We start from the raw sequence: 22,930 nt of genomic DNA on the forward strand, positions 1-22,930 counted from the left end.
TTCCTTAACTTTCTTTTTGTCTCTTACATCAATACTCTCAATATGAATATTGTCTTTGCCAATATCATCTTTAATTTCCTTTAATCTTTCAAGTCTGCGTGCAACAAGTATTAATGACCAATCGTTTTTTGCAAATTGGTAGGCAATAGCTTTACCAATACCTGCAGATGCTCCAGTTATAAGTATTGTTTTAGACATAACCACCTCCTTTTATAAACTTTAAACGTATTTTAAATTATTATTAATATATTATGGATATTAACTGATATTTCAATATATAATAAAAAAGACCAACCTTTAACAATAATATTCTCATTGATGAAATAAATAGGACATTTCCTAGAACTCAAAGCGCACTAGGTAGTCTCCCAACTTCGCAAGTTAGATTTTCTGCATATCCTCTGACTTCGCAAGTCAGATTTTCAGCATATTTAAGCCATTACAGCCAATTTAACCCCATCCTCTGACTTCGCAAGTCAGATTTACCGATCACTTAAGTTTAAGTGCTATGGCACAATCCCCCAACTTCGCAAGTTGAGTTTTCCCTATTTTATAAAGTGCTTGTAAAAATGTGATGGAAGATATAAATGTGAAATATAATAATAAATAGGGCATTGGTTCACTAGGTTATGATGTAGCAATAACTGTTCTTGGTGAGACACCCTATACTGAAGGAGAAAGAGATGCTAAGGATGCTTCAAGACTTAAGCTAGATGAGATTGATGTTACTTGTCTAAATAATATAAAGAAAGAAAATCCAATTATTCTTATATATGACTATAGCAAAAACAGCTATTGAAACCTACGATTTGAATAATTAAATAATATTGTATTATAAAATTTTATTTGCATTTAATTATAACAAGTGAGCTATCATCCTCTTTTTTATATTTGTTAAATAATTGATCAATAATTTCATGGGGAGATTTATTAAAATGAGTATTTTCAAGTGTTATAGAAGATGATATGCCATCGCTAAACATAAGGATAAAGGCACCCTTTGGTATATCCTTTTCTATTATATTAAAATCTTTCATCCAATCTTGTTTTACACCTCCTAATACGCCATTTTTTGTAATAAGTTTTTCATTGTTGTAGTTGAATAAAGGATGTGCACTAAATTGTTTATTTTTGTAAAAAATTTTACATGAGACATCTCCTATTCCACAAAATTCTAATTTATTTTTTATTTTCCATAATTTTAGAAATTCTATCACAAATCTTCTATCCATGTTTTTTGTATATTCAATTAAGCACTCAACAATGTCATTTAATTTTAAATAGTAATGATTGTCTATAAATTTTGAGATTTTGACAGCTTGTTCACCAGCATATTTTCCATGTCCTGATACATCGAGTAAAGCTATAAATATGTAGCTTGGCATCTCTATTTTTATGATTCTATCTCCACAACCACTAAAGACAAGGGATTCTACTTTTGTTGCAATATCAAATCTATTTATAACATTAGCTTTAAAATATTTTATCCACGTTATTTCAACTGGATTAAATTTGTAATAAAACTCATCTGCAGATCTTCCAGCGACCCCTAAGCCAATACCTAGTGAATTTTTGTTTGTCTTTCCATCCATAAGATCAAAAACAGACAGTCTACCCATATTATATGATTTTAACATTATCTTTTTCTCATCGATATAAATCTTTAATTCTCCTTTTTCAGCATGTTTTAAAATATTTGTCGTTAATTCTGAAGATGCAATTTCTATTAAATCTTTTAAATTTGTTGGACAATTTATCAAAATTTTATTTAAATAGATAGATACTCTAATTAGATCAGAATTATTTCTAATCTCGAATGTTTTATCTATTTCTTGTATTGCCATTAAGTGTTAATCCTTTTTAGTAGAATATAATCTTTTTTAAAATTTTACTATTCTTAAATTTATAATTATCACCTATTTATCTCAAATCTAGTTATTTTCCCCTTAATTTATTATTTATTACTTATCAAGAAAGTAAATTACTGATATTATTAATTATGAACTTTATAAGTAAAATATCACTTATTTCAACAAAATATTTTACTATCTTAGTAATCCTTGCGACAGTATTTGCACTTTCTTTTGACGAATTAACGATATTTTTACCATACGTTAAAATATTATTATCTCTCATAATGTTTGCTATGGGGTTAACTATTAAAATTTCTGATCTTACTAATGTTTTTAAATATCCAAAGGCATTATTTTTAGGTATTGTATTACAATATACAATTATGCCTTGTGCTGCATTCTTTTTGATAACATTATTTCCCGTAAATCCTGAAATTGCAATAGGTGTAATGTTATTAGGTTGTTCTCCAGGGGGTACGGCATCAAATGTTATGACTTTTATTGCAAAGGGAGATATTGCCTTATCAATAGGCTTGACAACTATATCTACATTACTGTCCCCATTTATAACGCCATTATTAACATATTTTTTTGTTCATTCATGGGTTGATATTAATATTAGTAGTATGTTTTTCTCTATATCCCAGATTGTTTTAGTTCCAGTTATTTTAGGAATATTAATTAATAGATTGTTTGAGGAAAAAATATATCATATATTGCCAGTTCTGCCGACAATATCTATATGGTCAATAATTATTATAATTATGGCTGTTGTCTCATCTAATAACTATATATCTGTAAGATATGTCGCTCTCTTGATCTGCTTAGTTGTAATACATAATGTTTTTGGTTTAATTTTAGGTTTTTATATATCAAAGGTCTTTAAATTAAAAAAGAAGCAGTGTAAAGCAATCTCAATTGAGGTAGGTATGCAAAATTCGGCACTTGCTGCAACATTAGCTGTTCTACATTTTAACCCACTAAGTGCACTTCCTGGTGCTATTTACTCAATATGGCATAATCTATCTGGCTCTTTTCTTGCTTCCATATGGGGAAGGGATAAATGAAAAACTGAAATTTTGTTTTATGTCATCTCATTAGTTATGATATTTTTTTAAAAAGCTATGTCTTTTTTTTCTGTGCCATTTTACGTATTGCTTCTACAATTTCTGGGTTAGCCAATGTGGTTACATCGCCAACATCTGAGTTATTAGAAATGGATGAAAGCACACGACGCATAATCTTTCCTGAACGTGTTTTAGGCATGTCAGGTACTATATAAATATTTTTTGGTTTGGCTATTGGACCAATTATTTTGATAATATTTTCTTTAATTTTGTTTTCTATTTCTTTATTTGTTGTGTAACCTGGTTTGAGAGATACAAAAACACAAGGCACATGACCCTTTAATTCATCTTCTACAGGAACAACAGCTGCTTCTGCCACTTCTTCAGCAACAAGTACAGCAGATTCTAGTTCTTTGGTACCTATCCTGTGGCCAGCAACATTTATTACATCGTCAACCCGACCTAATATTCGATAATAGCCGTCTGCAGCTTGTACTGCAGCATCTCCAGAGAAATAAGGCCAATCTTTCCAGTTTTTACTATTTTTGTTCTTACAATATTTTTCATAATATGTTTTAATGAATTTTTCATGGGCTCCCCATATAGTTTGCATTATACCTGGCCATGGATTTCTAATACATAAATTACCTGCCTTACCCTCTCCAGCCTTGAGTTCTTTTCCCTCTTCATCATAGATTACTGGGTAAATACCAGGCAGTCCTGTACCCGCGCTTCCTGGTTTCATAGGTTGAAGTGCTGGTATGGTACTGCAGAGAAATCCTCCAGTCTCTGTTTGCCACCATGTATCAACAATCACAGCTTCGCCTTTACCAATCACCTTATAATACCATCTCCACACTTCTGGTTCTATTGGTTCCCCCACTGTGGTCATATGTTTAAAATGATAATTATATTTTTTTGGTTCATCAGGACCTACTTTTCTTAACATTCGTATAGTAGTGGGTGCTGTGTGGAATATGTTTACATTAAATTGCTCAGCTATCCTCCATGGTCGGCCAGCATCAGGATAGGTGGGTACACCTTCATACATAATGCTTGTGGCAGCAAGTGATAAAGGACCATAAACAATATATGAATGGCCAGTAATCCACCCTATATCAGCAAGGCACCAATATGTATCCTCAGGATGAATATCCTGAATATACTTTGATGTACCAGTAGCATATGCTAAATACCCACCAGTGCTATGTTGACATCCCTTAGGTTTAGCTGTAGTACCACTAGTATACATAAGAAAGAGAGGTGCTTCAGAGGGCATAGATACAGGATTTATAGTTTTTCTTTTATAACTCTTTAGTAAGTCATCTAAAAAGTAATCACGGCCTTCTACTATAGGAGCTTTTGAAACATATTTTCCCGGATAACGCCGCCAGATTAGTACCTTATCTATATTTACACCTTCTTTTTTAGCTTCCTCCACAGATTCATCGGCTTTAATTTTATGGTCTAAAAGTTCACCATTTCGATAATACCCATCAATAGTTATAAGCACATTACTCCCAGAATCAACTATTCTATCTGCGCAAGACTTACCACTAAATCCTCCATACACCACTGAGTGAATAATTCCTAATCTAGCACAAGCAAGCATCGATATAGGCAATGCTAATACCATAGGCATATGTAATGTTACCCTATCTCCAGTCTTAAGCTTGGCAAAATCCTTTAGAAGTACGGCAAGTTCATTAACTTTTCGGTAAAGCTCATAATAGGTCATTGTATAATGTTCTTCGTTCTCTGGTTCAGGGACCCATATATAGGCTGCTTTATTTTTATATTTATCTAAATGTCTATCAATACAATTATAGCATGCATTTAATTTGCCACCAACAAACCATTTCCAAAAAGGTGGGTTACTTGTGTCAAGTGTAGTTTGCCAGTATTTGTCCCAGTGAAGCATATCAGCATATTCCCTAAAACATTCGGGAAAATTCTCTTCTTTAAAGCGTTCTTTAATATTGGGGTCTGTCATATTTGCTTGTCCAATAAATTTGGCAGGGGGATAAACGTACTCCTCTTCTTTCCAATGAACTGCAACTTGTGTTTCGCTAACCTCTATACCTTTTAAATTGTTTTTTTTCTTCATTTTAATAAACCTCCTGTACTTTTTAGATTATGATTTATGTTGATATAAACCTCTATTTTTTATATATTTTAAAAAACTTGAGAATAGACCATAGTAAAGCAAGACATCGAATATAGAGTAAACTTTTTAACATAATCTATAATTTTCTACAAAAGATTGTAATTTCACTTGTTAGCTACCTTAAATTTATATTATTCCAAATATATATTAACGTTTTAGCTTTGTCAATATAAATATTAGAAAAATTATTTAATATTCTATATTTATTGCTATAACATTATATATTACACAAAATTTTATGTAATAGTGTTATTTTTTCATTGTATCAGAATATTAAACACATCTAAATCGCTTTAAACTAATAAAATTTATCAATAAAATATTTAAAAGACATTAATTATTTTTTTCAAGCATATCCTACAAACCTTCAACTTCGCAAGTTAGATTTTCCCTTATAATATTAATTGATATAAATATTTCATTGAGTTATTATTGCAATGAAAATAATTTTATAATAAAATATTATTTGAAAAAAGAGATAAAAATGATTTCTAAAATTTCTGGTTTTTTTGTAAAACTAGTACAAAGATATCTCCCCGATCCTTTTATTTTTGCAGTGGTTTTAACTTTTGTAGTTTTTATAATGGGGATATTAATTAATAAACAATCACCTATGAATATGATTATATATTGGGGGAATGGCTTTTGGAATTTACTAGCTTTTTCAATGCAAATGATATTGATATTAGTAACAGGTTTTGTGTTAGCTAATACTCCCCTTTTAAAGAACTTATTGAGAAGTGTAGCAAAAGCAATGAAAAATCCAACCCAGGCTATTATGGTTACTACATTAGTTGGTTCAATTGCCTCCTGGATTAACTGGGGGTTTGGTTTAGTTATTGGGGCTTTGATAGCAAAAGAAATGGCAAAAACTATTAAAGGTGTTGACTACAGATTGTTAATAGCAAGTGGCTATATAGGTTTTTTAGTATGGCATGCAGGATTATCTGGCTCAATCCCATTAACAATAGCTACACCTGGTCATTTTTTAGAAGATCAAATGGGAATTATTCAAACATCTGAAACAATTTTCTCAACTTTTAACTTAATAACAATGATTATATTAATCATTACTCTTCCATTCTTAACAAGATTGATGGTTCCACCCAAATATGACACTTTTGAAATTCCCACTAAAATATTAGATGCTGAAAAAGAGGATGGTTTTGAAATAGTTAAAAATACACCCGCAGACAGGTTAGAAAATAGCACAACAATTTCAATGCTAATTGGGATAATGGGTTTTGTATATATAGTTTATTATTTTGGAACAAATGGCTTTAAGTTAAACTTGAATATTGTCAATTTTATTTTTCTTTTTTTTGGTATCCTACTTCATAAAACACCAAAATCCTATCTTATTTCACTTCATAATGCTGTTAAAGGTGCTGGAGGTATAATTCTACAATTTCCCTTTTATTCAGGGATTATGGGTATGATGGTAGCTTCTGGTCTTGCAGCTACTATTTCAGGGTGGTTTGTAAGTATCTCCAGTGAGACTACACTCCCGTTTTTCACTTTTTTAAGTGCTGGTCTGGTTAACTTTTTTGTTCCGTCCGGAGGAGGGCAATGGGCAGTGCAGGGACCTATAATGGTACCTGCAAGCGTAGAATTGGGGGTCCCTTTGGCAAAGACTGCGATGGCTGTTGCCTGGGGTGATGCATGGACAAATATGATTCAACCCTTTTGGGCATTACCCGCATTAGGGATAGCTGGGCTAGGTGCTAAAGATATAATGGGTTATTGTTTAGTTGCTCTAATATATAGTGGAATTATAGTTAGCTTGTGTTTCTTGATTTTATAAAATAGGTTCAAAAAATATTGTTTAAATAAATAAATATAGTATTTGATTTAAAATAAGCAAGAATACAGTAAAAATTTTCCAACCAATTCTATTATTAATGACGACGTTAATATATAGAAGGAAGTTATCTGTCAATGAATTTAATAAGTGGTAGTGGTTTTGCAGCATATGTTAATAAATAATTAAAAATTTAAAAATAGATTAAATATTTACTTGTGCTTATAGCGGTTGTATAAAATGATAGAATAAACAATAAGGGAGGCTATTATGAATCAAAGTGTTATAACACTAAAACCAGTTGATTGGTTTATAATTATATTTTATTTTGTTTTTATTATTGCAATTGGTTTCTACGCAAAAAAATTCACAAAAACTGGTGATGATTATTTCTTAGCAGGTAGACGTAATTCTTCATTAATAGCGGGATTAGCTTTTTTATCTGCTAATTTGGGCTCACTTGAGATATTGGGTTGGACTGGGGCAACGCTTAAATATGGCATATTAGTTAGCCATTGGTATTGGATTGGCGCTATCCCTGCAATGTTGTTTTTAGCTCTTTTTATGATGCCTTTTTACTATCATAGTAAAATTAAATCTATCCCTGGTTACCTAAAGCATAGGTTTGACGAAAGAACACGTGTGTTATCGGCTATATCATTTCTTTTTATGACCGTCTTAATGTCCGGTATAAATATGTATTTGATGGCACTAGTTTTTAGATCTGTTTTAGGTTGGGATTGGCATTTATCAATGTGGGTTTCTGCTATAACAATAGCTATTTATGTTACTTTAGGCGGTTTAATATCAGCAATATTTACTGAGGTTGTTCAATTTTTTCTTATTTGGTTTGGGTTATTTCTAATACCTTTTTTAGGCTTAATTGATTTAGGTGGGTTTTCTGCTATAACAGCAAATTTAGACAAAGCATTTCTTTCATTATGGTCAACAACATTAGATCCTGCAGATAATCCTATGGGTATTCATTGGCTTGGTATGGTATTGGGACTAGGTTGGGTATTATCCTTTGGGTATTGGACTGCTGATTTTCTTGTTGTTCAAAGGGCATTTTCGGCAAAAGATTTAAATGCTGCCAGAATGACACCTATTATAGCATCTTTCTTTAAAATGGCTCTGCCATTTATAATTGTTGTGTCAGGATTTGTTGCTCTTTCATTGGTAAAGACAGGTGAATTAAATTTATTAGTAGATAATGGCAATATCAACTATGATTCAGCTTTACCTGTTTTAATGACTAGATACTTTCCAAGTGGCTTATTAGGGTTAGGTGTTACAGCACTTTTAGCTGGTTTTATGGCAGGTCAGGCTGGAAATATTTCAGCCTTTAACACTGTTTGGACCTATGATTTATATGTACTACTAAGAAAGGGTAAGGTTAGCGATGTGTCTTTACTTTGGATGGGGAGAATTACAACAATAGTTGGAGTACTATTATCAGTAGCAATTGCATATTGGGTTAGACAATTTCCCACGATAATGGATTTTATACAAGCGATCTTTTCCTGGGTTAATGCTCCGCTTTTTGCCACATTATTACTAGGGATGTTTTGGCGTAAAACTTCACCAGCTGGGGCCTTTTGGGGGTTATTGTGTGGTATGTTGACATCTTTCTTCTTATTTTTAGGTATGAGAAGCGGCGTTTTAGATAGTGTTCTTCATCTTATAACACTTTCAGATGATCCTTCAAATATGAGTAAAAACTTATGGCAAGCTTGGTGGGGATGGTTTATCTGCCTTATTGTAACAATAATAATAACTTTATTTACAAAACCAAAACCTGAAAACGAATTAGTAGGTTTAGTTAAAGGATTGGCCTCAGAAGGAGAAGAAAAACTTGCGAGACCACCACTGTATAAAAATCCATATTTATGGGCAGGTATTTCTTTTGTGGTATTTGTATTTCTAAATATTTATTTTTGGTAAATTAATAGTTATATAAAATAGATTAACTGTAAAATATTGCCTACTATAAAAGTATTATTTTGCAATTATTTATATACAAATAAATACAATTAGTGTATTTGACAGTTATTAGCTGGTTAAGGTAGTATTATAATAAGAAACTAATAATTTATTATAATTTAAAGGGTATGTGCTAAAAAAAAGAAATGTTTGATAGTTAGAAAATTTGAGACTATAATATATAAGTCAATTATATTTAGGAGGGAAAATGTATACGATAGCGATATTGCCAGGTGACGGCATAGGGATAGAGGTTACAAATGAAGCTGTAAAGGTATTAAAGAGGATTGATGAAAAGTTTGATATTGATTTTAGATTCAAATATGCTCTTATTGGCGGTTCTGCGATTGATGAAGCAGGTGTGGCACTGCCTAATGAGACAAAGGAAGTCTGCGACAAGTCTGATGCTATCTTGCTTGGAGCAGTAGGCGGTCCTAAGTGGGAAAATTTACCACCAGAAGAGCAACCTGAGAGGGGAGGTTTGCTGCCGCTTAGAAAGCATTTTAATCTATTTATTAATATAAGACCTATTAAGGTATATAATTCCTTAAAAGATATATCTCCAATAAAAAATAGGATAATTGATAAAGGAGTTGATTTTTTAATTTTTAGAGAACTAACAGGTGGCCTTTATTTTAGCACACCTAAATATATATCAGATGATAGAAGCTTTGCTATTGATACAATGAAGTACACTGCTAAAGAGATTAAGAGGATTGCAAAAGTTGCCTTTCAAGCAGCTAGATTAAGAAATAAACGCATAACTAGCATTGATAAGGCAAATGTTTTATCAACAAGTTTGTTGTGGAGAGAAATATTTATAAATTTACAGAAAAATGAATTCAGTGATATAGAATTAGATCATTTATATGTTGATAACGCAGCAATGCAAATCATTAGAGATCCAGCTAGATTTGATATAATTGTAACAGAAAATATGTTTGGTGATATTTTAAGTGATGAATCTGCTGTTTTATGTGGCTCTTTAGGATTATTAGCCTCAGCCTCTATTGGAGAGAGGAGTTTTGGCCTATATGAGCCAGTGCATGGATCAGCTCCAGATATTTATGGGCAGAACAAGGCAAATCCGATTGGTGCTATTTTATCAGTTGCTTTAATGCTTCGATATTCTTTTAATAGAGATGACTTAGCTATAAAAATTGAAAAAGCGGTAGAACATGTTTTAAATGAAAATTATGCTACACTGGATATATTTGTTGATAAAAATAAACAAAAGCTTGTATCAACGGATAAAATGGGTGATTTAATTATTAATAATATTTCTTAATTTTATTTAATAAAAAATATTGAAAATATTTTAAATATATTGTATACAATTTAATAATAAATTTATTAAGAGGTTTTATTTATGAGAAGACTAATCTATTATGTTGTGTTCTTCATAACGTTATATCCCTTAATAGGAATATGTCAGAGTGAGCAACAGTGTTTGAATTGTCACAAATATGTGGAGCCTAAAGTAGATGTAAAGGAATTAAATGAGAGTGTGCATAAGGGTTTAAGCTGTATTTCCTGTCACAGCGATATAGAGAATATACCACATAAGAAAAATTTAAAACCTGTAAAGTGCTTAAATTGTCATGGTAAAGAAGAAGAAATGTTATCAAAATCTATACATAGCAATGTTTTTGATGACCTCTCTAGAATGTGTAAAGAGTGTCATGGCAGTCACAATATATACAAAAAGGATGATATAAATTCTACTATTAATCCAATGAATCTTCCAAATACATGCTCAAAATGTCATCAAGATGAAAAGTTTGTAGCAGATCATAAATTGCCATCTACTGAATTTATAAAAGATTTTAAAGGTAGTGTGCATGGAAAGGCACTATCTAAATCAGGCTTGATTGTTTCTGCAACTTGTTCCAGTTGTCATGGGTATCACCTAATTTTGTCACCTAAAGATGACAACTCAACTATTAATAGAAAAAATGTGACAAATACATGTGGTAAATGCCATTTAGGTATTTTAAAAAGATATAATAGTAGTATCCATAGAGAAGCTTTGGTAAAGGGTAATAAAAATGCACCTGTTTGTACAACCTGCCATAGTTCGCATCAGATAAAAGATATTGATAGATTAATGTTGACTCTTTTAGAGGAAAAAGAGTGTGGAGGTTGTCATATTGATAAAGCACCTTCATATGAAGATTCCTTTCATGGTAAGGCAACATCTCTAGGATTTGTCAGAGCAGCTCTTTGCTCTGATTGTCACAATCCACATTTAATATTACCTACTGATAATCCACGCTCAACGGTGAATAAAAATAATTTGAAAGAAACATGTGGTAAATGTCATAAAAACGCAACAGATGCTTTCATTAGTTTTATTGCCCATCCAGACCCTCATAATAAGGAAGCTAATCCCTTATTGTATTATATTTACTTATTTATGACTCTTCTATTAATTTCTGTATTTGGCTTTTTTGGAATACATGACATATTATGGCTTCAAAGGAGCATTGTAGCTCTTGTTAAAGGGGAATTAAAAAGGTTTAGCTATAAAGATAAGTGGGTAAAAAGATTTTCTAATGTAACTATATATACGCATTTAGCTATTATTATTAGTTTTTTAGGACTTGCTGCCACAGGAATACCTTTGAAATTTCACTATGCGGGTTGGGCGCAAACACTTGCTAACATATTTGGTGGCGTTGAGGTTGCACGTTTTGTTCATAGAGTGTGCGCTGTCATAACCTTTGGATATGGAGTTTCACATTTAATTTATTTAATCTATAAAATTATTATAAGGAAAGATCTTAGTTACTTAATTGGTCAAAACTCATTAGTACCAAGATTTAAAGATTTTGTGGATCTATACAATAATATTCGTTGGTTCTTCTACTTAGGCAAGAGGCCAGATATTGGACATTTTAATTATTGGGAAAAATTTGACTATTTTGCTGTTTTTTGGGGTATACCAGTTATTGGTTTTTCTGGTTTAATTTTGTGGTTTCCCGAATTTTTTGCACAGTTTTTGCCTGGTATAGCATTAAATATAGCTGCTATAGTCCATGGTGAGGAAGCTTTGCTAGCTATTGGCTTTATCTTTATGTTTCATTTTTTCCATACTCATTTAAGGCCAGAAAGCTTTCCGTTAGATACTGTTGTATTTTTGGGCAAACAACCCTTGGAAAGACTTAAAGATGAAAGACCAGAGGAATATGAGGAGCTTGTAAAAACAGGAAAGCTTGATGAGCTGATTGTTGAACCTCCTTCAGAGGATCTAATTAGGCTTTCAAAAATATTTGGATTCATCTTTTTGGGTATTGGATTAGCACTAATAATAGCAATTTTAATAACTTTTATTGTGTCAATTATATGATTAGGAGGTTAGAATGAGTGACGTTTTTGATGTTATTGTTTTAGGGTCTGGATTGGCAGGAATGAGGGCTGCCTTACAGATTGCAATGAAAAGTGATGGAAATGCAAGTATAGCACTAATCTCAAAAACACATATAATGAGACCCCATTCAGTGTGTGCAGAAGGGGGTACTGCTGCTGTTATGCATCCTGAAGAAGGTGATACCTTTGAGCTGCATGCATGGGATACTATTAAAGGTTCAGATTTTTTGGCTGATCAAGATGTTGTTATGAAATTCGCGACTACCATGCCTGAAGAAATTATATTTCTTGATCATCTAGGTATTCCTTGGTCACGTGATGAAAATGGAAAAATTGCATATAGACCTTTTGGGGGGCATAGTTGTAATAGAACAATTTATGCTGCTGACAAAACAGGTTTTTTTGAAGTTCAAACACTCTATGATAACCTATTTAAGTATAATTCTGTTAGTCTCTTCCATGATCATATGGCTTTAAAAATAGTTACAAAAAATAAGAGATTTGCAGGCCTTATTTGTTGGGATTTAAATGAAGGTATTTTAAGACAACTTAGAGGAAAATTTCTTATAATTGCTACTGGTGGATTTTGTAGGATTTTTGGTTTTACAACTTATTCAATAACATGTACTGGTGACGGGTCAGCTCTTGCTTTTGATGCAGGTTGTTCATTAAAAGATATGGAGTTTATACAGTTTCATCCAACTGGACTTGTTCCTTCTGGAGTATTAATTACTGAAGCAGCACGTGGTGAGGGAGGCTATTTGAGGAATAATAAGGGTGAACGATTTATGGAAAAATATGCACCATCAAAGATGGAATTAGCTCCAAGAGATATTGTGGCAAGAGCTGAAATGACGGAAATAGAGGAGGGTAGAGGTTATAAAAGGGATGATGGGTTAGATTACGTTTGTTTAGACCTAACCCATTTAGGGGCAGAAAAAATAAACGAAAGGCTTCCACTAATTAGAGAAGTTTCAATTAGATTTGCAGGAAAGGATCCAATAAAAGATTATATACCTATAAGGCCTGCTGCACATTATTCTATGGGTGGTATTCATACAGATATTAATGGTAAATGTGAGATTGAAGGTATATATGCAGCTGGTGAAGCAGCATGTGTTTCATTGCATGGTGCTAATAGATTAGGTTCAAACTCTACAGCAGAATGCTTAGTATGGGGCCATATTGTTGGAGACGAAATATCTAAAGCACTAAAAACTAAAGAAAAGCCGGTAGAACTTGATAGTAAGCTGTTAAAAGAAGTAGAGGATGAAATTTTTGTTAAACTTTTGAATAAGAATGGTTCTGAAAACCTGTATGAGATTAGAAATAAGTTAAGAGACTTAATGGATAAGAATGTGGGTGTTTTTAGAGATAGTGAAGATTTAGAAAAAGCAGATAAAACTATTAGGGAACTCACTGAACGTTACAATAATATAAAGATAGTAGATAAAAATAGAATTTATAATACCGATCTTATTACTGCAATTGAGCTAAAAACAATGTTGTTGTTGTCGAAAATGATAGTTATGGGCGCAATAAATAGAAAAGAATCGCGTGGTGGCCATGCAAGACGTGACTATCCGAAGAGGGATGATGAGAATTTTCTAAAACATACAATTTTCAGAAAAAAGGGTGATGAGGTGGAGATTGATTATTCACCAGTGAATATAAGTATGTGGAAACCTGTTGAAAGAAAATATTAATTTACATGGAGGGTAAAATGATGGAAGGAAGAACAAATACTTATAAAAATGATTTAGGTATTTGGGGTTTTGTATATGGTGGAAAATATACAATTGAGAGATATTTATATACTCTTCACAGAATAACAGGGCTTGGAATACTCCTTTATTTTATTTTACATATATTTGTTACATATTTAAGGGTTTATGGGGCTGAAACGTGGGAAAGCACAATGGCTGTGGTTGAAAATCCTATATTCAAGCTTGGTGAATATTTGGTGTTTATCGCATTTGTATTTCATGCCCTTAATGGTCTTAGACTTTTTTTTAATGAATTAGGTATTGGGCTTGGTGAGCCTGAACCTCCTATATTTCCTTTTTCTAACTCTATTGAAAAACACAGATATGTGGTATGGATAGTTGGTATAGTAGTTGTGTTGTTAGCTATTATATCTTTTTATGATTTTTTTATATACTAGGGAGGTAATTATGAATAGAGGTTTATTTTGGTTTTTACATATTTGTGCAGGAGTGGCATTAATAGTTCTTTTGGGTTTTCACATGATTTTAATGCATTTAACAGATATCATCTCCTTTATAACTTCCAGCCATGTTGAACCCTTACATTTTGAGTCAGTTTTAGAGAGAGGAAAAAGTGTATATTATTTTATATTTTATTTGCTATTATTATTAATTGGTTTATATCACGGATTATACGGCTTAAAGAATATTTTAGTTGAAATATTTTATTCAGATAAATCTAGTAGAATAACTAATGTAGCTATATGGATATTTGGGCTGATTTTATTGTTTGTAGGAAGTTTATCTACTATTAAATTTTTTATCGATTAGGAGGGAAAAATGGCTGAAATTGTTACGTTAAATATACAAAGATTTACGCCTGAAACAGATAAAAAACCTTATATCAAGAAATATGAGATTTCCTATAAGGAAGGGATGACAATATTAGATGCTTTGATAAAGGTCAAGGAGGAAATTGACGGGAGTTTATCTTTTAGAGCATCTTGTAGAATGGGTATATGTGGTAGTTGTGCAATGTTGGTAAATGGTTTCCCTCATTTGGCGTGTCATACCCAGGTTAAAGAATTAAACACCTTTACCTTTGTTATTAAACCGCTTCCTAATTTTGATATAGTAAAGGATTTGATAGTTGATTTAACCCCACTTTTTGATAGACATGAAAAAATACTACCTGGTATTATGCACAAAAAGCAAGTAAATAAGGATACCCCATTTTTACAATCCCACGAAGAGTTAAACAGATATTTACAGTTTAGTTATTGTGTTAAATGCGGTATTTGTCTTTCGGCTTGCCCAACTTGTGCCACAGATAAAAATTTTCTTGGGCCGCAGGCAACTACACAAGCCTATAGATATTCTGTTGATACCAGAGATGAGGGTTTAATGGAGAGAAGGCAAAAAGTCGATAATAAGCATGGAATTTGGCACTGTCATTTTGCAGGAGCTTGCTCAATTGCTTGTCCTAAAGGGGTGGATCCTGCACTAGCTATACAAAGATTTAAAAAGCTTATAATATCAACTTATTTTAAGGCTAGTAAAGTGAAAAAGGCAACTACCTATGGCCCCATTGATTATACTATTAAACCAAAGGGTGAGGTTCCAAAAGCACCTGAAAGAACTGTAAAATAAGTTTATTACAAACAAAGGTATTGATAGGAAAGTTATTTTATTAAAAAACTTTTTAAAGGAGGTTTATTATGGGTGAAGAAAAAAAGTGTAGTAGAAGAAATTTTTTAGCGGCCTCAGCAGTTGGTGTAGGTTCAGTATTAAGTGTTGGAAGTTTGTTTGCTGGTTTTGGACCTTTTAAGGAGGTAAAACAAGCAGGAAGTGTTAAACAACTGCCCTGGAGTATTGGTTCGTACAGATTTGATATCAATGAGGTAGGTGAAAGGGCCTATAATAATTTTTATAAGTATGAATGTATGGGTGGTGTAGTGTGCACACTTCTAGAGATTTTATCTGAAAATATAGGGTATCCCTTTAATACCCTTCCACTTGATATGTTTAGATTTGGAGGTGGTGGTGTAGCTGGTTGGGGTACAATTTGTGGTACTCTTAATGGGAGCGCTCAAATATTTAATCTAGTTGGTGCACCTAGTAATTATACACTTTTGATTAATGATGTTATAGATTGGTATCAAAATCAAGAATTTCCAAGTACCCATCATGATAGCTATGCTAAGTTTAAAAATCAAGCAAGAACAGTTGCTAAGAGCCCCATATGCCACGTAAGTGTTACCCTATGGGTAAATGGAGCTAGAGAGGTCGATGATCCATCCATTTCTTCACTATCACCTGAGAGAGCAGATAGGTGTGCTAAGGTTACAGGGGATGTGGCGATGCATGTAGCAGAGATGTTAAATCAATATTATGATGGTAGGTACCATAGTCAGTTTGATCCAGCAAAAGTTGAGTATGCAAGTTGTCTAAATTGTCATTTAGATACTCAAAACGCATATAATCCAAATGTTAAAGCCCAGATGGAGTGTTCAAGGTGTCATGTTGATTTAAAACAGATTGATCCATCAAGCCACCCCTTTGGAATGTAAAATATTCACCACTGCCACTATTATCTTTGGTGGCAGTGGTTTATTTACATTATAATAGTTATAAAGTTGAACTTGCGAGGTCGGAAGGCTGGAAGATTTTCAAATTAACAGAATTAATATTGAATATTGATGATAAATGAATCTAATAGTTTAGTAATTTTTTATAATAATTATATATTTTTTTATTTTCATAATTTATTGATTCATTGTTAATTCTTCTATTTAATAATTTATACATAACCACCGTCACAACAATAGCTAACAATGTAGTTATCCACCCTTTGGGATCATTTAGTAGTATCCAAGCTATACCTAACATCCATAGTCCATAGGATAAAACTGAACATATACAACCTAAAAGGTCTCTTATGCCCCATGAGTCAACCTTATCATCTGCTTCAGTAATATATCCCTTTGAGATAGCAATCTCTCTTATAGGTTTCCAGAAACCTAATGGTCGGGTCATAGCATAGTATATAGCTAGTTTCTCCTTATCTTCTGGTTTTGTAATGTATGTGAAAAATAGATATATTGGTAGACATAATATCATAGACCACCAGAATTGCCATTCTTGAGACATGCCTGTTCCTATACCAAGGGATGGCAATATCCATACGATTAGCCAGCTAACAGCTAGATTAGCAATCCATGCTGATAGATATCCCCAGCCATTAAATCTCCACCAAATAACCTGTAAGATATTTGGTAGCCACAAACCAGCTGCCATAAGCCATAGTGCATATATAAGCCAACTTGTTATTTTTTCGCCTATCATTAACGAGAAAAAGAGGGAGCCCAAAAGTAGGATTAATGTATTAAGGCGTCCAATCCATACAAGTTTTTTTTCAGTTGCTTCTGGCGATATATAGTGGTGGTATATATCCCTTGTAGCATACATTGCCCCTAAGTTTAGATGTGATGATATGGTAGAGAAATGTATTGCAACAATTGCAACAAAAAAGAAACCTAAAAGCCCATGGGGCATTAGATCTATACCTAGTCTATACCATGCGAGCTCACCATTGTGTGAAAACTCAAAAGGATAGGCTACATAAAAGGCTAGAATTGCAACTGCCCAAAGAGAATTTCTAATTACTACAAGGAGTCCACCTATCCACATAGCATAGGAGGCATCCTTAATTGATCTTGTTGATGCAACCCTTTGTGCATCAGGGTACCAATCAATAGATGTTCCCATACCAACTCCACCTATAACTGCAATAATAAGCATTGTTATAAACCAGCCTATAGTAAAATTACTATCAAAGAAAAAGGGATTTAATCTCCAAGATTCACCCAAGTTATGGAGTGAATCAACTATAGATGATGGACCACCTACACCTAATATACCCCAGAAAGATACAATTACTATAATAGCAAATATAACTATACCCTGTTGAAGGTCAGAAACTATAACACCCCAATAGCCAGATACAAGCACATAGAAAAAAACGAGTATTGTAAAAAGGGGCCCACCAACCCATATAGGCCAACCAAACATATATGCACATACCTTACCCATTGCAATAGATACCCAACCTATAACAAACATATTCATAAAAATCTGCCATCCACCAATCCATCCCCTTAATAGTTCAGCGCTCATACCACCAAATCTCAACTTCTGATATTCTGCCTGGGTGTAAGATAGGGATCTTCTAAATATTTTAGTGCTAATAAAGGCACTTAGTGCACACCAAGCTGAAAAGAAGGTATACCATAGACCTCTTAAACCATGGGTATAGATTACACCTGATATCCAGACAGGCGTATCTGTGGCAGTGTGGGTGCCATAAACTGAGATGGCAGGCATCCACCAACTTAGATTTCTATCTGCTAGAAAATAAGAAGAAGGTTTTTTAGAGCTTAATTTGCGAAAAAAAAAGGGGGTAATAAAAAATAGGAAAGTGTATATAACTATAATTATAGTATCAATTACATTCACTATTTACCCCTATTTAAATATAGGACAATATTTAAATGATTATTTACTTAACTATTTTCAATCCATCTCTGACTATTTTCTATTAGTTTTTTATATTCTGCTTGTTTCTTTTCAAAGTGATCAGATTGTTTTGTTAATTCACTATTTAGGATCTTATACATAACCACCGTCACAACAATAGCTAACAATGTAGTTATCCACCCTTTGGGATCATTTAGTAGTATCCAAGCTATACCTAACATCCATAGTCCATAGGATAAGACTGAACATATACAACCTAAAAGGTCTCTTATGCCCCATGAGTCGACCTTATCATCTGCTTCATTAATATATCCCTTTGAGATAGCAATCTCTCTTATAGGTTTCCAGAAACCTAATGGTCGGGTCATAGCATAGTATATAGCTAGTTTCTCCTTATCTTCTGGTTTTGTAATGTATGTGAAAAATAGATATATTGGTAGACATAATATCATAGACCACCAGAATTGCCATTCTTGAGACATGCCTGTTCCTATACCAAGGGATGGCAATATCCATACGATTAGCCAGCTAACAGCTAGATTAGCAATCCATGCTGATAGATATCCCCAGCCATTAAATCTCCACCAAATAACCTGTAAGATATTTGGTAGCCACAAACCAGCTGCCATAAGCCATAGTGCATATATAAGCCAACTTGTTATTTTTTCGCCTATCATTAACGAGAAAAAGAGGGAGCCCAAAAGTAGGATTAATGTATTAAGGCGTCCAATCCATACAAGTTTTTTTTCAGTTGCTTCTGGCGATATATAGTGGTGGTATATATCCCTTGTAGCATACATTGCCCCTAAGTTTAGATGTGATGATATGGTAGAGAAATGTATTGCAACAATTGCAACAAAAAAGAAACCTAAAAGCCCATGGGGCATTAGATCTATACCTAGTCTATACCATGCGAGCTCACCATTGTGTGAAAACTCAAAAGGATAGGCTACATAAAAGGCTAGAATTGCAACTGCCCAAAGAGAATTTCTAATTACTACAAGGAGTCCACCTATCCACATAGCATAGGAGGCATCCTTAATTGATCTTGTTGATGCAACCCTTTGTGCATCAGGGTACCAATCAATAGATGTTCCCATACCAACTCCACCTATAACTGCAATAATAAGCATTGTTATAAACCAGCCTATAGTAAAATTACTATCAAAGAAAAAGGGATTTAATCTCCAAGATTCACCCAAGTTATGGAGTGAATCAACTATAGATGATGGACCACCTACACCTAATATACCCCAGAAAGATACAATTACTATAATAGCAAATATAACTATACCCTGTTGAAGGTCAGAAACTATAACACCCCAATAGCCAGATACAAGCACATAGAAAAAAACGAGTATTGTAAAAAGGGGCCCACCAACCCATATAGGCCAACCAAACATATATGCACATACCTTACCCATTGCAATAGATACCCAACCTATAACAAACATATTCATAAAAATCTGCCATCCACCAATCCATCCCCTTAATAGTTCAGCGCTCATACCACCAAATCTCAACTTCTGATATTCTGCCTGGGTGTAAGATAGGGATCTTCTAAATATTTTAGTGCTAATAAAGGCACTTAAGGCACACCAAGCTGAGAAGAAGGTATACCATAGACCTCTTAAACCATGGGTATAGATTACACCTGATATCCAGACAGGTGTATCTGTGGCAGTGTGGGTGCCATAAACTGAGATGGCAGGCATCCACCAACTTAGATTTCTATCTGCTAGAAAAAAGGATTCCTGACCCTTCTTTGCAAGTTTATAAAATAAAAGAGTTAAGACAAGCATAAAGGCTATGTAGAAGAATATCCAAAAGAGATCAAGGAAATTAAAATCAACCATTTCTTCCTCCTACTGTTTTTTACTATAAAAATTGTATATACCCCATACTACCAGTATTGAAAGTATTAATATTAATGCTGGTACAGCTATACCCAACCAGGTTATATCGATTCTTTCAATCATATTTGCTGTACCCGGTATTTCAACATAATAGCTATTCATTTTTTGTATCCCCCTTTCTTTTTTTGTAATATAAATAAGCTGCTATTAAGCCAATAAATGATGCTGCATATGCAATAGTCATTCCTATAACCATATATATAGGATTGCCTATTTTTACTGAAAAATTCTTGGTAATTATTTCTCTAATATTATTTTTGTACACTGTAAATTCATTTTTATTTTTTGTAATTATCTTGAATGCAAAGATATATTCTTTTTCAAATATAGTAAGAGCCATATATTGGCTATCTTTCACTAACTCTATATAGATTGTTTTATAAGGACCAATATGTTCAACTTCAGGAGTTTTATTAGTCTTCCAACCCTTGTCTGCTAATTCTGTTAAATATTTAAAGTTTAAAACATCTAACAAATTAATTGGTCCCTTCTTACCGCTTTTTACTTTTAAAGGTTTTAAGCTATCTGATAATTCTGAGACCTTATAGGTATCAATATTTATTGTAACATTATTTTCAGGGATTAGTGTAAGAGTGGGAGCCTTATATGCATGTATCCATTCATTTGGGTATTTAATTATATAATATTCGCTACTAAAACTAGCTGCTTTAACATTAATAGAGTATAAAAAGAAGAAAAATAAAAATATTACAATTTTTTTGATCATTTTAATACCTCTTTATTTTTTAAAAGTATAATGACCTAATCTATAAGGTGTCAAGTTAAATGCAGATTATAATTGATATATTTGATTTTTTTATGATAAATTATATGTTATTTATGTGGAGAGGTGGCCGAGTTTGGCTGAAGGCGCACGACTCGAAATCGTGTGTGCATCTTTGCACCGTGGGTTCGAATCCCACCCTCTCCGTAATACAATTATATTGTTAATGTTGTTCTTAACGAATTAAGTATTGTTTCAACTGCATTTGTTTTATTTAATGTGTAAAAATGAAATTTTTTAAATCCATTATCTATCAAATCTAAACATTGATTTATAGTATATTCAGCACCTATTTTTATAACTTCCTCGCTACTTTTGTCTTCTAATTTCTCTAAAAGTTCTTTAGGTATTGTAACCCCACATATTTTAGTGAATTTAATTATCTGTTTTAGATTTGTTATTGGCATTATTCCACAAATAACAGGGGCATTTATTCCTTTTTTATTCAGTTTGTCGATAAATCTATAGAAATAATCGTTAATAAAAAATAGCTGGGTTATAATAAAACTTGCTCCAGCTTCAATTTTTTTGTTTAAATAATACAAATCTTTATCAAAGTTTTCAGCTTCAATATGTCCTTCAGGGTAGCCAGCACAACCAATGCAGAAGGTATTATCTATCTTTTTAATAAATTCTATTAATGAAAGGGCATATTTAAATGAATTTTTTTTAATTGTTAAATTATCGGGATTATCACCTCTTAATGCCAATATATTTTCTATCTTTGAGGCTTTAAGTTTTTTTGTAACCTCAATAACGTCTTCCTTTGAAATAGTAAATGCTGTTAAATGCATCATTGATTCAATATGAAATTTTTGTTTAAGCATAATAGTCCATTTTAACGTTTTATCTAAGTTTAAGTTCTTAGGTGAATAGGTAACAGATGAGAAATCAGGGTTATATCTGCTTAATGTTGAGATAGTGTTAAAGAGCATATCTTCTTTTTCTATCTCTTTTGGGGGGAAGTATTCAAAAGATAGGGATGCATCTTTGCTGTTTAGTTTGTCTATAATTTTTATGAGAACCTCCATTAATTATAATTAAATTGTTGATATTCTAGATTATTTATCAGTTTATGTAAACTATTTATATTAGTATTGTCATTTAAATTTAATTTATTTTAATTTGTTTATATTGACTTTTTATTAATTGCAAATACTATTATGATTAGTTGTATATTATTTAATGTTACTTTAGAGGTGTTAATGATGGAAGATATTACAATACTGATAGGTGCTCAGGCAGGGCAAGGATTAAATGTTGTGGAAAATATATTGGTTCAATATATAAAGAAGAATAATTATTATATCTATTCATCAAAGGAATATATGTCACGGGTTAGGGGAGGGATTAATACCTTGACATTAATCATTTCAAATAAAAGAAAAAAAGCAATTAAAAGAGATGTAGACATTGTTTTTACGATCTCTAAAGGTGTACTAGAGTGGTGCGAAAAAGAAGGTCGATTAAATAATAATACACTTGTAGTGGGCGAAGATAAATACTTACAAGATAAAATATCTATGGAAGTTAATAAACTTGTTATTGATCTTGAGAAAACTGTCAAAGAGTTGGGTGATAAGAGATATTTAAATGTTTTAATAGCAGGGGTTCTTTCAAGTATTTTAAATACAAAAAAAGAGTTAATAACAGATGTATTGGAAAATGTCTTTAAGGGAAAGGGTAATAATGTAATAGAAGGTAACAAACAAGCATTTTATAAGGGTATTGATATAGGAAAGGATATT

At 32.4% G+C, this 22,930-nt stretch carries 19 protein-coding genes and 1 tRNA gene; 12 read left to right on the plus strand and 8 right to left on the minus strand.

The window, feature by feature from the left end; translation table 11 throughout:
* Together SVN78_01680 and SVN78_01685 are read right to left on the minus strand one after the other, a co-directional pair.
* Nucleotides 1–198 (minus strand): SDR family NAD(P)-dependent oxidoreductase (locus tag SVN78_01680; protein MDY6820313.1); only part of this gene is annotated, 198 nt, incomplete at its 3' end.
* A gap of 644 nt (nt 199–842) precedes the next feature.
* Nucleotides 843–1,844 carry a SpoIIE family protein phosphatase gene (locus tag SVN78_01685; protein MDY6820314.1) on the minus strand — a complete coding sequence of 334 codons (1,002 nt, stop codon included), beginning with the start codon at nt 1,842–1,844 and terminating at the stop codon, nt 843–845.
* Nucleotides 1,845–1,999: 155 nt separating this feature from the next.
* Here SVN78_01685 and SVN78_01690 point away from each other — a divergent pair, with 155 nt between their 5' ends.
* Complete coding sequence (locus SVN78_01690) at nt 2,000–2,920, plus strand: bile acid:sodium symporter family protein (protein ID MDY6820315.1); 921 nt, start codon at nt 2,000–2,002, stop codon at nt 2,918–2,920.
* Between the two features lie 55 nt (nt 2,921–2,975).
* On the opposite strand, the gene acs is transcribed toward SVN78_01690, so the two are convergent.
* Nucleotides 2,976–5,027 carry an acetate--CoA ligase gene (gene acs / locus SVN78_01695; protein ID MDY6820316.1) on the minus strand — a complete coding sequence of 684 codons (2,052 nt, stop codon included), beginning with the start codon at nt 5,025–5,027 and terminating at the stop codon, nt 2,976–2,978.
* A 544-nt stretch (nt 5,028–5,571) separates the two neighbouring features.
* Here acs and SVN78_01700 point away from each other — a divergent pair.
* The 9 genes from SVN78_01700 to SVN78_01740 all read left to right on the plus strand — a co-directional run bounded on the left by SVN78_01700 (nt 5,572) and on the right by SVN78_01740 (nt 16,516).
* Complete coding sequence (locus tag SVN78_01700; protein MDY6820317.1) at nt 5,572–6,891, plus strand: short-chain fatty acid transporter; 1,320 nt, start codon at nt 5,572–5,574, stop codon at nt 6,889–6,891.
* A gap of 267 nt (nt 6,892–7,158) precedes the next feature.
* Complete coding sequence (locus SVN78_01705; protein ID MDY6820318.1) at nt 7,159–8,832, plus strand: sodium/solute symporter; 1,674 nt, start codon at nt 7,159–7,161, stop codon at nt 8,830–8,832.
* A 247-nt stretch (nt 8,833–9,079) separates the two neighbouring features.
* Nucleotides 9,080–10,159 carry a 3-isopropylmalate dehydrogenase gene (gene leuB, locus SVN78_01710; GenBank protein ID MDY6820319.1) on the plus strand — a complete coding sequence of 360 codons (1,080 nt, stop codon included), beginning with the start codon at nt 9,080–9,082 and terminating at the stop codon, nt 10,157–10,159.
* A gap of 81 nt (nt 10,160–10,240) precedes the next feature.
* A complete protein-coding gene (locus SVN78_01715) occupies nt 10,241–12,220 on the plus strand; it encodes a cytochrome c3 family protein (GenBank protein MDY6820320.1) in 1,980 nt (659 codons plus the stop codon).
* A 13-nt stretch (nt 12,221–12,233) separates the two neighbouring features.
* On the plus strand, nt 12,234–13,946 hold the full coding sequence (locus SVN78_01720) for a succinate dehydrogenase/fumarate reductase flavoprotein subunit (protein ID MDY6820321.1): 1,713 nt from the start codon (nt 12,234–12,236) through the stop codon (nt 13,944–13,946).
* A gap of 17 nt (nt 13,947–13,963) precedes the next feature.
* Nucleotides 13,964–14,404 (plus strand): succinate dehydrogenase, cytochrome b556 subunit, encoded by a 441-nt coding sequence (sdhC, locus tag SVN78_01725; protein ID MDY6820322.1) that lies wholly within the window; start codon nt 13,964–13,966, stop codon nt 14,402–14,404.
* A gap of 10 nt (nt 14,405–14,414) precedes the next feature.
* The gene (locus SVN78_01730) at nt 14,415–14,777 is read left to right on the plus strand and encodes a hypothetical protein (GenBank protein MDY6820323.1); all 363 of its coding nucleotides are present in this window, start codon (nt 14,415–14,417) and stop codon (nt 14,775–14,777) included.
* Nucleotides 14,778–14,786: 9 nt separating this feature from the next.
* Complete coding sequence (locus SVN78_01735; protein ID MDY6820324.1) at nt 14,787–15,596, plus strand: succinate dehydrogenase iron-sulfur subunit; 810 nt, start codon at nt 14,787–14,789, stop codon at nt 15,594–15,596.
* 68 nt (nt 15,597–15,664) lie between these two features.
* Nucleotides 15,665–16,516 (plus strand): C-GCAxxG-C-C family protein, encoded by an 852-nt coding sequence (locus SVN78_01740; GenBank protein ID MDY6820325.1) that lies wholly within the window; start codon nt 15,665–15,667, stop codon nt 16,514–16,516.
* 142 nt (nt 16,517–16,658) lie between these two features.
* Here SVN78_01740 and SVN78_01745 read toward each other — a convergent pair whose 3' ends face one another.
* From SVN78_01745 to SVN78_01760, 4 genes are read right to left on the minus strand one after another with little or no spacing between them, the layout of a single operon-like run.
* Entirely contained in the window at nt 16,659–18,461 is a 1,803-nt protein-coding gene (locus SVN78_01745; GenBank protein MDY6820326.1) for a sodium:solute symporter, read from the minus strand.
* Nucleotides 18,462–18,508: 47 nt separating this feature from the next.
* On the minus strand, nt 18,509–20,338 hold the full coding sequence (locus tag SVN78_01750; GenBank protein MDY6820327.1) for a sodium:solute symporter: 1,830 nt from the start codon (nt 20,336–20,338) through the stop codon (nt 18,509–18,511).
* A gap of 9 nt (nt 20,339–20,347) precedes the next feature.
* Nucleotides 20,348–20,500 (minus strand): hypothetical protein, encoded by a 153-nt coding sequence (locus SVN78_01755; GenBank protein ID MDY6820328.1) that lies wholly within the window; start codon nt 20,498–20,500, stop codon nt 20,348–20,350.
* Nucleotides 20,493–21,125, minus strand: a complete 633-nt coding sequence (locus SVN78_01760; protein MDY6820329.1) for a hypothetical protein — start codon at nt 21,123–21,125, stop codon at nt 20,493–20,495. Before SVN78_01760 ends, SVN78_01755 begins: the two co-directional genes overlap by 8 nt.
* 117 nt (nt 21,126–21,242) lie before the next feature.
* On the opposite strand from SVN78_01760, the gene SVN78_01765 reads away from it, so the two are divergent.
* A tRNA-Ser gene (locus SVN78_01765) sits at nt 21,243–21,329 on the plus strand.
* An 8-nt stretch (nt 21,330–21,337) separates the two neighbouring features.
* On the opposite strand, the gene metF is transcribed toward SVN78_01765, so the two are convergent.
* Nucleotides 21,338–22,213 carry a methylenetetrahydrofolate reductase [NAD(P)H] gene (gene metF / locus SVN78_01770; protein ID MDY6820330.1) on the minus strand — a complete coding sequence of 292 codons (876 nt, stop codon included), beginning with the start codon at nt 22,211–22,213 and terminating at the stop codon, nt 21,338–21,340.
* A gap of 132 nt (nt 22,214–22,345) precedes the next feature.
* Between metF and SVN78_01775 the strand changes: the two genes are divergently transcribed.
* The coding region (locus tag SVN78_01775; protein ID MDY6820331.1) for a 2-oxoacid:acceptor oxidoreductase family protein at nt 22,346–22,930 on the plus strand (585 nt) is incomplete at its 3' end.

This window comes from Deferribacterota bacterium, assembly GCA_034189185.1.
In the GTDB taxonomy this organism is placed as follows: domain Bacteria; phylum Chrysiogenota; class Deferribacteres; order Deferribacterales; family UBA228; genus UBA228.